Origin of the sequence: Xanthomonas sp. WHRI 7065 (assembly GCF_040203115.2) — a bacterium.
In the GTDB taxonomy this organism is placed as follows: Bacteria; Pseudomonadota; Gammaproteobacteria; order Xanthomonadales; family Xanthomonadaceae; genus Xanthomonas; species Xanthomonas arboricola.
The window spans coordinates 3,314,132-3,327,476 of the sequence record NZ_CP168194.1 but is presented as its reverse complement, the minus strand read 5'-3'; the positions used below and the strand labels follow the sequence as shown (position 1 = coordinate 3,327,476).

Below are 13,345 nucleotides of genomic sequence, written 5' to 3'. Positions count from 1 at the left end.
TCGCCCGAGCAGCCATTCCGCTACCGGCCTGCGTCGAAGCGGCGACGTGCGCGCCGCTGGCGTCGGTTCGCGCACGGCACAACAGCGCCGGCCGCAGTGCGCGGCGGTCATGGCCGGCAGCTGCACACTGCGGTCGATCGACCCTGCGCCGCTCTCCCGCGTGCGGTGTTCAGTGCGTCGTTGCCGTAGCCGGCGAGGTGCGGGACGGCGTCGGCGCCAGCAACTGTTCGGCCAGGCCGCGATAGATCGGCGTCTTGCACACCAGGCCGGACATCGCGCGCGCGATCAGCACGGTAGCCAGGATCGGCAACAGCATCTGGCTGGTGTCGGTCAGTTCCAGCGAGATCACCGCCGAGGTCAACGGCGCCTGGGTCACGCCGGTCAGATACGCGCACATGCCCAGCAGCACGAAGGTGCGCGGGTCCACGCCCGGCATCAGCACCGACAGGTTGTGGCCGATGCCGGCGCCCACCGCCAGCGCCGGCGAGAACAGCCCGCCCGGAATGCCGGCCAGGTAGGAGACCAGGTTGGCCAGCAGCTTCATCAGCCCGAATTCGTGGCCGACCACTGCATGGCCTTGCACCAGGCTGCGCGCCTGCTCGTAGCCGGTGCCGAACGCGCCTTGCCCGAACACCAGCGCCAGGCCGACCAGCGCCACCCCGCACAGCGCGGCCATCAGCACCGGATGGCGCTGGCGCAGCGTTGCCAGCCAGCGCGGTTTGCCGCTGACGCTGGCCAGCACCAGGCGCGCGAAGATGCCGCCGAGCAGGCCGGCCACGCTGCCGCATAGTGCGATCGCCAGCCAGGCCTGGCCCAGCGGCAGGGCCACTGCCACCTTGCCGAAGTAGGTGTAGTTGCCCAACAGGCCCAGCGACACCACGCCACCAACGATCACCGCGGTCAGCAAGGTGCCGGAGAAGCGGTGCTCGAAGCGCCCGCTCAATTCCTCGATCGCAAACACCACCCCGGCCAGCGGGGTGTTGAACGCCGCGGCGATACCGGCCGCGCCACCGGCAAGCAGAAAATGCGAGAGCTCGCGCGGATCGTGAAACCCGAACCAGCGCCCGAACACATGCATCAGGCTGGCGCCGACATGCACGGTGGGGCCTTCGCGTCCGACCGAGGCGCCACCGAGCAGCGACAGGGTGGTCAGGGCAAGCTTGCCGATCGACACGCGCAGCGACAGATTGGTCTGGCGAAATGCCGCGTCGTCATGCTCCAGCGCCGCGATGACCTGCGGGATGCCGCTGCCACGCGTGGGCCGCATCGCGCCGGAGGTGAGCCAGGCCAGCAGGGCGAAGATGCCCGGCGTCAGCAGCAGCGCCCACCAGATCGAATGCGCGGTGATGCGCTGGAACAACTGGAAGGCGGCGTCGCTGGCCTTGGCGAACACGATCGCCACCAGTGCTACCGCGATTGCGCCACCCCAGAGTGCGGCGCGGCGACGCCAGCCTTGGCTGGACAACAACGGCCGCAGCCGAAGCCGGCGCGGCAAGGGATCAGGAGCAGACATGGCGCCATTGTCGCATCCGCACAGCGCGGCCGCGACGCGTCACTCAGCGGCCGGCGGCCGGCGGCACGCGCAGGGCCGGCAGCAGCGTGGCGGGATTTCCATCATTGGGCGCGGCAGGAATGCCCAGCAGCCGGGTCATCAGCGCATACACATCGACGTTGTCGAAACCCGGCAAGCGCTTGCCCTGCGCCAGATCCGGGCCCTGCGCCAGGAACACCGCACGCATCGACGGCAGCGCCGGATCGAAACCGTGCGACCCGCGCATCTGATCGCGCGGGCGCTTGGCCAGCTTGTCCGGGAACAGTGCATCCCAGCCTTCGTGCATCTGGCACACGATCGGCGGAATGCGCGGATGCGTGCCGTAGTGCCAGCGTGCCGGCAGCTCCGTCTTGCGCCAGCAGTCGTACTGCGCATGCGCACCGAGCAGGCCGGCTTCGGCGCGGGCCTGCTGTCCCGGCAATGGCGCAAAGCCGATCACCTGCCCGTCGGTCACGGCAGTGGCGATGTCCGGGCGCGCCATGTCTTCCACGCTGATCGCATGCCCGGGCGCCACCTCGGCCATGCCGTGGTCGGAGACCACGACGATATTGGTGCGCTCGCGCGTGCCGTCGCGCTGCATGCCGGCCAGCAGCCGGCCGATCGCGCCATCCACCGCACGCACGTTGTCGGCATATTCGCGCGACTCCGGGCCGTGGTCGTGGCCGGCTTCGTCCACGTGTTCAAAATACAGCGTGACCAGGCGGTTGCGGTCGGCGCCGGAGGCGGCCAGCCAGCCCCGCACTTCGTCCACGCGCGTGTCCAGGCTGGTGCCTTCTTCGTAATGGCGCCAACGCGTGGGGCGCACGCCGCCGATCGCCGCCTCGCTGCCTGGCCACGACCAGGTTGCGGCATGCAGGCCGTGGGTTTCCGCACCCACCCACAGCGGCTCGCCACCCCACCAGCGCGCATCGCCGACCGCATCCTGCTTGCTCAGCCAGAAGCCGCCCAACGTCGCATCGCGCATGCTGTTGTGCACGATGCCGTGGTGGTCCGGGCGCAGGCCGGTGACCAGCGTGTAGTGATTGGGAAAGGTCAGCGACGGGTATGACGGCGTCATCCAGCGCGCACGTACGCCGTCGTGTGCGAGCTGCGACAGATTCGGTGTGATGCCGCGATCGAGCATGTCCGCGCGCAGCCCGTCGATCGAGATCAGCAGCACGCTGTGCGCTGAATCGCTGTGCGGTGTGCCGGCCGACGCGGGCGCCGCCGGGGCGGGCGCTGGCGTACTGTGCGAAGGGGTGTGAGAACTGCAGGCCGCGAGCAGTGCGAGCGCGGCAAACACAAAACGTCGATCGATCATCGCGCCAGTTTACGGCCTGGCAATGACGTCGCGAAGTCAGCGCGTGCCGGTGGCGGATGCGGCGAACAGATCGTCGGCCGCTGCGCCCTGGCGCGGCGACCAGCCTTCCAGCTGCAACAAGGCCTGCTTGGTGGGCAGGCCGCCGCCGAAGCCGGTCAGCGCACCATTGGTGCCGATCACGCGGTGGCAGGGCAGCACGATCGGCAATGGATTGCGCCCATTGGCAGCGCCGACCGCGCGGCTGGCGGCGGGGCGACCCACCGCGTGCGCGAGCTGCGCATAGCTCCAGGTCTGCCCGAACGGAATCTGCGCCAGCGTATGCCAGACCTGCAGCTGGAATGGCGTGCCGGTCGGGGCCAATGGCAGGTCGAAGCTGCGCCGCCCGCCATACAGATAGTCGAGCAACTGCTCGCGTGCCTCGCGCACCAGCGGCGCGTCGGGGTCGTGCTGCCAACGCGCGCGGCCGACCGCGTCGTAGCGGTTCTGCGCGAACAGGATGTGGTGCACGCCGGCAGCATCGGCGGCCACGCTGAGCGCGCCGATCGGCGAGGGAAAGGTGTCGTAATACAACGTGCTCATGAGCGGGTGTCCTTGCGATCGACAGCGAGATGCCACAGGTGCAATACAGCGTAGGCGCGCCACGGCCGCCAGGCCTGCGAGCGCGCTTCGGTGGCACGCTCGCTGAGGCGCTCGGGCGTGCCGAGCACCTGCTGCAGGATCAGGTCGCCGGCCGGAAACGCGTCCGGATGCGACAGCGCACGCATGGCGACGTAATGCGCGGTCCACGGCCCGATGCCGGGCAACGCGGTGCAGGCGGCGACGAACTCGGACAGGCGCTGGCCGGCGCCGAAATGCAGCTGCCCTTGCGCGCAGGCCGAGGCTAGCGCTCGCAGCGTGGCCGCGCGCGCCCGCGGCAGGCCGAGTTGTTCCAGCGGCGCCTCGGCCAGCTGTGCCGGGGTCGGAAAGATGCGGTCCAGGCCGGGAGGCATCTCCACATGATGGCCGCCATGCCGGTCGACCAGCCGCGCCGCCAGCGTCGCCGCGCCGGCTACGCTGATCTGCTGGCCCAGCACGGCGCGCACGGCCACTTCGAAGCCGTCCCAGCCACCCGGCACGCGCAGCCCGGGACGGCGCGCGATCGCCTCGGCCAGCAGCGGCTCGGCCGCCAGCGTGGCATGCACCGCCTGCAGGTCCGCATCCAGATCGAACAGGCGGCGCACCCGGCGCACGATCTGCGGAATCTGCCGCGGGTCGGTCGCGCCGATGCGCAGCAACAACTCCGCACGCTGCGGCGCCGCGCTGACCTCGATCAGCGTTGCGTTGCCCGGTGTGCCGATCACGCGCCGGTAGCCGCTGGCGTCGACCTGCTCGATGCCGGGAATCGCGCGGCGTTGCAGGAATGCCAGCATCGCCGGCAGATCCAGCGGCGGGCGATAGCCCAGGCGCAGGGTCAACTCGCCACCCGGGACCTCGGCACGCTGCTTGCGTAGCGCCGATGGCGGCATCCCGCAGCCTTCCAGGAACGCAGCATTGAAGCGACGCAGGCTGTTGAAGCCGGCCGCCAGTGCGACCTCGGTGACCGGCAATGCGGTCTCGGTCAGCAGTTGCTTGGCCAGCAGCAGCCGGCGCGTGCCGTGCACCTGGATCGGGGTGGCACCGAGCTGCTGCACGAATTGCCGCTGCAGCTGGCGTGCGCTCAGGCCCACCGCGTCGGCCAGGGTCTGCACCGGCTGCTCCTGCAGGGCACCGTCGGCAATCATCGCCAGTGCACGTTGCACGCTCTCTTCGCCCAGATGCTGCTGCGCCTGCGGCGACAGCTCGGGGCGGCAGCGCAGGCAGGGCCGGTAGCCGGCGGCACTGGCTGCCGCCGCGCTGGGGTAATAGCTGATGTTGCCCGGCTTGGGCGGCGGCGCCGGACACACCGGGCGGCAGTAGATGCCGGTGCTGCGCACCGCGGTGAAGAACAGCCCGTCGAAGCGTGCATCGCGCGCCAGGCGGGCGCGGTCGCATTGGAGTCGGTCGGGCGTGGTGGTCTGCATGGCGCCAGTCTATGCGCTCGCCCCTGCCCGGGCTGGCCGTTTTCGGACAGGGTTGCAGCGGGCCGCCGCGTTCATGGCAGGGTCAAACGCTTCGCCCATTCAGCCATAGACTGAGGGTGATCCCCGTCGCGGTCCGTTGCCTGACATCATGTTGAAACTGCTCTGCCTGTCCCTTTCATGTGTGCTGGCGCTGGCGGCCTGCGACCGCACCAGTACCTCGGCCGATGCCGCCGCGGCGCAGCAGAGCGGCGCGGGGCAGGGCGATGGCGACCATATGGTGTCGGTGGATACACCCGAGCCGGTGGCGCCGCCGCCGCGGCCGCGTGCACAGGCCGGCGAAGCCGGCTGGCCGCAAGCGGAGCTGGACGCGGGCAAGGCCTGGATCAGTTGCGCCACCGATTACAGCAGCGAAGCCGGCGACGGCACGCTGCTGCCTGCGTTGGACCGCGCCAGCGTGGAGGCGGCGCTGGCGCCGTGTCGCGACACCGGCCTGCTGCGGGTGCGCTACGCCGGCAAGATCAACGCCGGCTTCGCTGCGTTGGTGTGGCGGCTGGCTGCGGTGGCCGAGCAACTGCGGCTGCCGCATCGTATCCTGGACCTGGACTCCAGTGGCGGGCAGGTGGAAGCGGCGATTCGCGCCGGCGATGTCATCGGCGAATCCAACTGGACCATCTGGGTGCGCGAAGGCTCGATCTGCCACAGCGCCTGCGTGTTCGTGCTGGCCGCCGGCGACAACCGCCTGGTGGCCGGCAAGGTCGGTATCCACCGCATGATGCGGATCAGTTCCAAGGCCACCTCGCGCGCGGAACTCAATCGCGAATTGCGCGAGGTCTATGGCAACGTCAAGGATTATCTGGAGCGCAACGGCGTGGCGGTGGCGGTGGCCGACCTGATGATGACCGTGCCCAACCGCAGCCTGCGCCTGCTGACGATGGACGAGCTGCGCGAGTACGGGCTGGATGGCACCAACGCGGTGCAGGACGACCTGGAGCGTATCCGCCAGATGCGCAAGTGCGGCGATGCCTTCGTGCGCCGCAAGGACGCGTTTCTGGTTGCCTTCGACCAGAAGTGCAAGGGCGAGGGCGCCGATCTGGAGGCGGTCAACGCCTGCGGCCTGGCCTTGAAGCAGCGCTTCGGCTTCCCGGATGCGGCCTGCCCGAAAGAAAGCCCGCTGGCCGAAACCGATGCCGCCGCGCTGCCGGCCACCGCCGCAGCGCAGGCCGCGCCGGCGGCCGACGTGGAGCCGGGAATGTCCACCGCAGCGCCAACTGCGGCACCTGCCGCAGAGTCGGCTGCCGAACCCCCGCCGGACCCCGCCCAGGGCGAGGGCTGAGCTTCACACCCACCGCACTGCCGGCTGCCTATGGTCGCGGCATACCACGGAGCCGGGGGGCGACATGCTTGGAAAGACAAAAGGCGTTGCGCTGGCATACCTGCCATCGGCGCTGCTGGTGCTGGCCGGGTTTGGCGTGGCCGAACTGCTGCAGGTGATCGCTGCGGCCAGCCATGTGCAGTGGCCGGCGACGCTGGCGGTGTGGCTGAGCCTGGCGGCCCTGATCGCTGCCATCGCGCGCGCACTGTGGGTCAGTTGGCGACTGTGGCGGCCACGCGGCGTCGCGGCGGTTCCGCCGGGCGGCGACATCTGATTTTTGAGTCAAGGCGTGCGTTCCCGGCACCCGGCTCGCGCGTCGCTTGCACACTCACCTCACCATGCAGCGCAGGTCTTAAACTGCCGCACTCGCCGCAAACCCTGCGGTAGTTCCCATCCGTTTGCTACGCACAAGGTCATCTGCCCCATGTTCCGTCCTCGTCTGCTTGCCGCACTGCTGTTGGCTCCCTCGCTGGTCCTGGCACAACAGCCGCAGACGGCTGCACGTCCGGCCGCCGCTCCCCAGGCGGCGCCCACGGCCAGCCCGGCGCAGCAGGCGCAGCTGACCAAACAGAACACCGAGATGACCCAGGCGGCACTGCGGGTGGCGCAGATGGTGGATGCCAACCAGGTGGCCTCGCTGTGGGATGGCGCCTCCAGCGTCGCCAAGACCGCGGTCAAGCGCGATGTCTTCGTGAGCCAGATCGGTGCCGAACGTGCACGCCTGGGGGCAGTGGTCGGACGCGGGCAGGGCTCGGTGACACGGGTCAAATACGCCGCCGGCGCGCAGGTGCCCGAAGGCCTGTACGTCAACGTCAGCTTCCCGACCCGGTTTGCCAAGGCCCAGCAGCCGGTGCGCGAGCTGGTGTCGTTCCGCCTGGACGAGGACAAGACCTGGCGTCTCGCCGGTTACAGCCTGCGCGCGTCGATCAAGTGATCTTGCAGCTCATCGGGAGACCCGCGTGGAACTGACCATCGAACTGCAGATGCTGGGCTGGGCCATGGTGCTCGGCCTGGTGCAACTGCTGGCCGCCTCGGCCAGCATGACCGCACAGCGCGGGACCAAGTGGAATGCCAGCGCCCGCGATGGCGACGCCAAGCCCTTGACCGGCGTTGCGGCGCGGCTGGATCGCGCCTTCCGCAATTATCAGGAGACGTTCCCGATTTTCGCTGCTGCGGTACTGGCGGTGAGCATTGCCGGGCGTACCAATGCAGATACCGCACTGGGCGTGCAGCTGTACCTGTGGGCGCGCGTGGCTTACGTGCCTGCTTATGCGGCAGGCATTCCCTATCTGCGCAGCGCAATCTGGGTGGTGTCGTTCTGGGGCATCGTCAAGCTGGTGCGGGCGTTGCTAGGCTGGTGACGCAGGCCGGGCTGCGTGCGCGCAGCCTGTGGTTAGTGGCTGAGAAAACGCAGCGACAGGTCGCGCGCCTTTGACTGCGTTGGGCTGCCTGGTTCGGTCACTGCTTGATCCTGATCAAGGCCGGCCGACACCACTGCCGTTAAACTCACAGCCGCTATCAAGACGGCTGCGCTCACCGCCAGGCGTGCGTGCCCGGTGCGGCACGTGCCACGCGGCCATGTCGGTTGCTCCGCACCGACCGCATCCAGCTGACCACTGCACGCGAGGTCTTGTTAGCTCCTCTGGGTCTCGGTGGTGAAGGAGCGCGGCATGCAATCGGTGGATATCGCAGTCATTGGTGCCGGGCCTGTCGGCCTGAGTTTTGCGCGGTCGTTGGCCGGTAGTGGCCTGTCGGTGCTGGTGGTCGACCAGCAGCCACGCGCGCAGCTGGCCGAGCCGGCCTTCGACGGACGCGAAATCGCGCTGACCCATGCCTCGCGTGCATTGCTGGAGCAACTGGGCATCTGGCAGCAGTTTCCCGCCGATGCGATCTCGCCGCTGCGCGACGCCCGCGTCATGGACGGACATTCGCATTTCGCGCTGACCTTCGCCGCCTCCGCGCGTGGTGCCGGCGATCTGGGCTGGCTGGTGCCCAATCATCTGATCCGTCGCGCGGCCTGGCAGGCGGTGCAGGCACAAGCTGCGTTGGAGATGCGCTGTGCCTGCACGCTGCAGGCCGTGCAGCAGCAGCGCGACCGCGTGGTGCTGCAGTTATCCGATGGGGAAACGGTGGCGGCGCGCCTGCTGGTGGCGGCCGACAGTCGCTTTTCCAGCACCCGGCGCCTGCTCGGCATCGGTGCGCAGCTGCGTGATTTCGGCAAGACCATGCTGGTGTGCCGGATGCGCCATGCGCTACCGCACCGGCATGCCGCGTGGGAGTGGTTTGGCTATGGCAAGACGCTGGCGTTGTTGCCGCTGCAGGGCAACCGCGCTGGCGCGGTGCTGACGCTGCCGCCGCGGCAGATAGAGGCTTTGCTGGCGATGAATGAGACCGACTTCAGCGCAGCGGTCACCGAAGCATTCGAACATCGGCTCGGCCCGATGCAGCAGGACGGCAGCCGGCATGCGTATCCGCTGGTGGCGGCCTATGCGCAACGCTTTAGCGCCGAGCGTGCCGCGCTGATCGGCGATGCGGCGGTGGGCATGCACCCGGTAACCGCGCACGGCTTCAACTTCGGATTGCAGAGCCAGGCGCGCCTGGCGGAGCGTGTGTGCGCCGCTGCCGCTGCTGGGCGCGACATCGGGGCTGCGGCCTTGCTGCAGGGGTACGAGCGGGCGCACCGGCTGGCGACGCGCCCGCTGTATGAAGCGACCAATGCATTGGCCGCGCTGTACACCGACGACCGTGCGCCGGCCCGCCTGCTGCGACGTGGTGCCTTGCGTGCGGCGCATGCGGTGGCGCCGTTCAAGCAGGCGATTGCGGCGCATCTGACCCAGCGCAGCGTTTGACGTATCGAAGTGGGAGCAGGGAGGCGCAGTGCGTGCAGCGCTGCGCTGTGGTCCTCACGCGCAGTGGCTTGTAACGGTGTTCGACATGTGGGCGGGCAATGCGGTCAGCGGCCCGTTTGCGGGTGCTCGTTCGGCAATCGGACGGGCTTGATCAGGCCGGATTTGCATGAGGTCGGCTTTCGTCAGGCGCGCGGCAGTCGGGCACGCAGCCATCAGGCCGGCGCGTTGACCCGCGCAAGAATCGCGTCGATCGCGGTGCGCGCATCGCCGCTGCGCAAGGCGTCTTCCAGCAGTGGAATCACCCAGGCGCAGCCGGCCTTGGTCACGTCTGCGCGCCAGCCGCCGGGCCAGCCTTCCAGCTCGTGCAAGGCCAGCATGCTGCAACCGCCACGCTCGGCGTGACCGCCACGGATCGACTGCTCGAACCAGAACGGCGTGGGTGAATCGACGTCGATCGAGAAAATATAGACATCGTGGTCCGGGTCTTCAGCCGAGGGAGCGATGTTGCGCCAGCTGACCTGCACCACGCTCATTCTGCCGGCTCCGCATCGGGGTCCAGCGCCAGCACGCGGATCTCCACATCGTCCAGTTGCACGCACTGGCCGGGGCGGATCTTGGCGGTCTTGCGCAGTTCCTGCACGCCATCGACGCTGACCGCGCCGCTGGCGACGATCGCCTTGCCCTGCCCACCGCTGTCGGCAATACCCGCCAGCTTGAGCAACTGGTTGAGTTCGATGTACTCGCCGTCCAGGTCGAATTCCAGAAATTGCATGGTGCGCTCGGTGACAGGAAGGCGCGATTATCCGCCTGTCGCAGCCGGCAACACCACCGTGCCGAGCGCAGCCCCGGCAGGTGGAGTCGGGGCAATACCGCAACGCAGACGCGCCAGCGGCTGACACGACGCCGGAGGCGCGGCGCGGGGCGGCACGCTTATTCGCGTCGAAAACGTGCAATCTCGTCCAGCATGCTTTCGGCGCGCACGACGCCGGGCCCGGCATGCGCGTTGTCGATGCGCTCCAGCCACGGATGGCGTTTGCGCTGCAGCCGTCGATAGCCGAGCCAGGTGCCGATACCGCCGAATACACCCACCAACAGATTGAGCAGCAGCCAGTCGTGCGGCAGGGTCAGGCCGGTCAGCCCGCGCCAGCCGGCGTCGGCCACGGCCACCCACAGCACCCAGAACGCCACGCCCAGCCACGGGGCCGCCCGCGTGCGCCAGCGCCGCAGCTGCGCGAGCGCGCGCTGCGTCGGCAGCAGCGGTCCGGCAAAGTCCAGTTGCGCCAGCAGCTGCAGCTGCCGTAGTGCGGAGATCGCCAGTGCAATGCTCCACAGCTGCAGCAGCACGCCGCCGATGATCGCCGCAGCCTGATCGGTGTGGCCAAGCCAGCTGCGCGCGATCACGATGTGCAGCGCCACGGCGCACAGCAATTGCGCGGATTGGCTCAGCCACAGCGGGCGCAGGCTGGTGCGCGCCGCGTGGCCACGCATCTGGCCGACGATGTGGCCGATCTGCGTGCCGTGCTGATCCAGGCGGTGTTCCATCGCGTGCCAGGCGCGTTGCATGTCGTCGAGTTCCATCGAATGTTCCTTGGGCGAAGTGGGTGGTCAGAGTTCGGCGCGGATGCGCGCCTTGAGGCGGCTGAGTTTCGTGGCGACATTGGTCTCGCTGATGCCGAGCACCTCGCCGATCTCGCGGTAGCTGTGCGCGTCCAGGTACAGCAGCATCAAGGCGCGTTCCAGCGGCGGCAGGTGGGCGATGAAGCCGTGGAGCGCGGCGACCTGCTGCGCGTGTGCCGGGTCGCGCGTCAGCGGGTCGGCGATGCTGTTGGCCACCGCCTCCAGCGGGAGCGGGTCCTGCGGCGCGCGGCTGCGGCCGCGCAGATCGCTGATCGCCACGTTCAAGGCAATGCGATACATCCAGGTGGAAAAGCGCCGGCCGGCGTCGTAGCCGGGGAACGCGCGCCATAACTGCACGGTGATGTCTTGCGCCAGCTCGGCGCGGTCGTCCGGGTTCCAGCAATAGCTGGCCGCGACCTTCAGGACGATGCCGCGGTGCTGCTGCAGCAGAGCGTTGAAGCGGGTGTGCAGGTCTGTTTCCAGGGACATGGCTCCGGCCGGGTGGGCGGATGACAAGGGTCGAGGACATGATTCGCCGCAGCGGGCAAATCCTCACAAGCTGAACGGACTGTCACGGAAATTTCGACAGCAGGGGGCCTGAGGGCGCACACTATGCTGCTTTGCGCCTGCCGGCTCCGTGCGGCGCCTCCGGAGTTACCCAATGACCCAAGAATCTCCCGCGCCGCTGCTGTTTGCAGACCTCGGCCTCTCAGACGCTGTGATGAAGGCGGTTGCCGCCGTCGGCTACGAGTCGCCGTCGCCGATCCAGGCTGCCACCATCCCCGCGCTGCTGGCCGGCCGCGACGTGCTCGGCCAGGCGCAGACCGGCACCGGCAAGACCGCCGCGTTCGCGCTGCCGGTGCTGTCCAACGCCGACCTCAACCAGCTCAAGCCGCAGGCGCTGGTGCTGGCCCCAACCCGCGAGCTGGCCATCCAGGTCGCCGAGGCGTTCCAGAAATATGCCGAAGCCATTCCCGGCTTCCGCGTGCTGCCGGTCTACGGCGGCCAGCCCTACGCGCAGCAGCTGAGCGCGCTCAAGCGCGGCGTGCATGTGGTGGTCGGCACCCCCGGTCGCGTGATCGATCACCTGGACCGCGGCACGCTGGACCTGTCCCAGCTCAAGACGCTGGTGCTGGACGAAGCCGACGAAATGCTGCGCATGGGCTTCATCGACGACGTCGAAGCGGTGCTGAAGAAGTTGCCGGAGAAGCGCCAGGTGGCGCTGTTCTCGGCGACCATGCCGCCGGCGATCCGCCGCATTGCGCAGACCTATCTGAAGGACCCGGCCGAAGTCACCATCGCGGCCAAGACCACCACCTCGGCCAATATCCGCCAGCGCTACTGGTGGGTGAGTGGCCTGCACAAGCTGGACGCGCTGACCCGCATCCTGGAGGTCGAGCCGTTCGACGGCATGATCATCTTCGCGCGCACCAAGGCTGCCACCGAAGAGCTGGCGCAGAAGCTGCAGGCACGCGGCATGGCCGCGGCGGCCATCAACGGCGACATGCAGCAGGCCGCCCGCGAGAAGACCATTGCCCAGCTCAAGGACGGCAAGCTCGACATCCTGGTCGCCACCGACGTGGCCGCGCGCGGCCTGGACGTGGAGCGCGTCAGCCATGTGCTGAACTACGACATCCCGTACGACACCGAAAGCTACGTGCACCGCATCGGCCGTACCGGCCGTGCCGGCCGCAACGGCGACGCGATCCTGTTCGTCACCCCGCGCGAGAAGGGCATGCTGCGTTCGATCGAGCGCGCAACCCGTCAGCCGATCGAAGAAATGCAGCTGCCGAGCGTGGATGCGGTCAACGACACCCGCGTGGCACGTTTCATGACCCGCATCACCGAGACCCTGGCCGGTGGCCAGATCGACATGTATCGCGATCTGCTGCAGCGCTACGAGAGCGAGAACAACGTGCCGGCGATCGATATCGCCGCGGCAATGGCCAAGTTGCTGCAGGGCGATGCACCGTTCCTGCTGACCCCGCCGGTGCGTGGCGCGCGCGAGGAATTCGCACCGCGCGAGCGCAACGATCGCGGCGACCGCAGTGATCGCGGCGAGCGCAGTGATCGCGGCGAGCGTCCGCGCTTCGAGCCGAAGTTCGAGCGTGGCCCGCGTGCCGATGGCGAGCGCGCGGCACGCCCGCCGCGTGCGGAACGTCCGGCATTCGCCAGTGATGGCGCGGGCGCCGAGCGTCCGCGTCGCGATCCGGTTGCGCCGCGTGGCGAGCCGGAGTTCGGCATGGAGAGCTACCGCATCGAAGTGGGCCACACCCACGGCGTGAAGCCGGCCAACATCGTCGGCGCGATCGCCAACGAGGCCGGCCTGGAAAGCCGCTACATCGGCCGTATCGACATCCAGGACGACTATTCGATCCTGGACCTGCCGGCCGACATGCCGCGCGAATTGCTGACGCACCTGAAGAAGGTCTGGGTGTCCGGCCAGCAGCTCAACATGCGCAAGCTGGAAGAAGGCGAGGCGGCCGCGTCGCCGTCCAAGCCGCGCTTCCCGCGCGGCGGCAAGCCGTCCGGTCGCCCGAATGGCCCGAACCGTCCGATGGACCGCGCCGGCGCGCCGCATCGCAAGGGCCCGCCCAAGCCCCGCGGCGAGTAAGC

At 68.9% G+C, this 13,345-nt stretch carries 14 protein-coding genes and 1 other RNA gene; 7 read left to right on the top strand and 8 right to left on the bottom strand.

Annotation, left to right across the window (positions count from 1 at the left end; translation table 11 throughout):
* Positions 1–169: 169 nt before the first annotated feature.
* Genes ABQY64_RS13960 through ABQY64_RS13945 form a run of 4 tightly spaced genes read right to left on the bottom strand, consistent with a single transcriptional unit; the run spans position 170 to position 4,891 of the window.
* The gene (locus tag ABQY64_RS13960) at positions 170–1,513 is read right to left on the bottom strand and encodes a chloride channel protein (protein WP_104573604.1); all 1,344 of its coding nucleotides are present in this window, start codon (positions 1,511–1,513) and stop codon (positions 170–172) included.
* A gap of 43 nt (positions 1,514–1,556) precedes the next feature.
* The gene (locus tag ABQY64_RS13955) at positions 1,557–2,852 is read right to left on the bottom strand and encodes an ectonucleotide pyrophosphatase/phosphodiesterase (RefSeq protein WP_104573603.1); all 1,296 of its coding nucleotides are present in this window, start codon (positions 2,850–2,852) and stop codon (positions 1,557–1,559) included.
* A 36-nt stretch (positions 2,853–2,888) separates the two neighbouring features.
* Positions 2,889–3,431, bottom strand: a complete 543-nt coding sequence (locus tag ABQY64_RS13950) for a methylated-DNA--[protein]-cysteine S-methyltransferase (protein WP_104569776.1) — start codon at positions 3,429–3,431, stop codon at positions 2,889–2,891.
* The gene (locus ABQY64_RS13945; RefSeq protein ID WP_349780060.1) at positions 3,428–4,891 is read right to left on the bottom strand and encodes an AlkA N-terminal domain-containing protein; all 1,464 of its coding nucleotides are present in this window, start codon (positions 4,889–4,891) and stop codon (positions 3,428–3,430) included. Before ABQY64_RS13945 ends, ABQY64_RS13950 begins: the two co-directional genes overlap by 4 nt.
* 148 nt (positions 4,892–5,039) lie before the next feature.
* On the opposite strand from ABQY64_RS13945, the gene ABQY64_RS13940 reads away from it, so the two are divergent.
* From ABQY64_RS13940 to ubiM, 6 genes are all read left to right on the top strand, one after another.
* Positions 5,040–6,224, top strand: a complete 1,185-nt coding sequence (locus tag ABQY64_RS13940; protein ID WP_349780061.1) for a hypothetical protein — start codon at positions 5,040–5,042, stop codon at positions 6,222–6,224.
* Positions 6,225–6,288: 64 nt separating this feature from the next.
* Positions 6,289–6,537 carry a hypothetical protein gene (locus tag ABQY64_RS13935; RefSeq protein WP_054591543.1) on the top strand — a complete coding sequence of 83 codons (249 nt, stop codon included), beginning with the start codon at positions 6,289–6,291 and terminating at the stop codon, positions 6,535–6,537.
* A gap of 150 nt (positions 6,538–6,687) precedes the next feature.
* On the top strand, positions 6,688–7,197 hold the full coding sequence (locus ABQY64_RS13930) for a DUF4019 domain-containing protein (RefSeq protein WP_047126840.1): 510 nt from the start codon (positions 6,688–6,690) through the stop codon (positions 7,195–7,197).
* A gap of 25 nt (positions 7,198–7,222) precedes the next feature.
* Positions 7,223–7,624, top strand: coding sequence for an MAPEG family protein (locus tag ABQY64_RS13925; protein ID WP_228599828.1), 402 nt, complete (start codon positions 7,223–7,225; stop codon positions 7,622–7,624).
* 202 nt (positions 7,625–7,826) lie between these two features.
* Positions 7,827–7,902: non-coding RNA, sX9 sRNA (locus ABQY64_RS13920), on the top strand.
* Between the two features lie 31 nt (positions 7,903–7,933).
* Positions 7,934–9,112, top strand: a complete 1,179-nt coding sequence (ubiM, locus tag ABQY64_RS13915) for a 5-demethoxyubiquinol-8 5-hydroxylase UbiM (RefSeq protein ID WP_349780062.1) — start codon at positions 7,934–7,936, stop codon at positions 9,110–9,112.
* A 212-nt stretch (positions 9,113–9,324) separates the two neighbouring features.
* Here the strand turns inward: ubiM and ABQY64_RS13910 are convergent, their stop codons facing one another.
* The 4 genes from ABQY64_RS13910 to ABQY64_RS13895 all read right to left on the bottom strand — a co-directional run bounded on the left by ABQY64_RS13910 (position 9,325) and on the right by ABQY64_RS13895 (position 11,218).
* Positions 9,325–9,645 carry a hypothetical protein gene (locus ABQY64_RS13910; RefSeq protein WP_127159166.1) on the bottom strand — a complete coding sequence of 107 codons (321 nt, stop codon included), beginning with the start codon at positions 9,643–9,645 and terminating at the stop codon, positions 9,325–9,327.
* The gene (locus ABQY64_RS13905; RefSeq protein ID WP_024939760.1) at positions 9,642–9,884 is read right to left on the bottom strand and encodes an RNA-binding S4 domain-containing protein; all 243 of its coding nucleotides are present in this window, start codon (positions 9,882–9,884) and stop codon (positions 9,642–9,644) included. Before ABQY64_RS13905 ends, ABQY64_RS13910 begins: the two co-directional genes overlap by 4 nt.
* A 158-nt stretch (positions 9,885–10,042) precedes the next feature.
* Positions 10,043–10,690: a hypothetical protein gene (locus ABQY64_RS13900; RefSeq protein WP_228599826.1), complete on the bottom strand. Its 648-nt coding sequence runs from the start codon at positions 10,688–10,690 to the stop codon at positions 10,043–10,045.
* 27 nt (positions 10,691–10,717) lie between these two features.
* Positions 10,718–11,218: an RNA polymerase sigma factor gene (locus ABQY64_RS13895; protein WP_228599825.1), complete on the bottom strand. Its 501-nt coding sequence runs from the start codon at positions 11,216–11,218 to the stop codon at positions 10,718–10,720.
* A gap of 172 nt (positions 11,219–11,390) precedes the next feature.
* Between ABQY64_RS13895 and ABQY64_RS13890 the strand changes: the two genes are divergently transcribed.
* A complete protein-coding gene (locus ABQY64_RS13890; RefSeq protein ID WP_102253786.1) occupies positions 11,391–13,343 on the top strand; it encodes a DEAD/DEAH box helicase in 1,953 nt (650 codons plus the stop codon).
* Positions 13,344–13,345 lie beyond the last annotated feature (2 nt).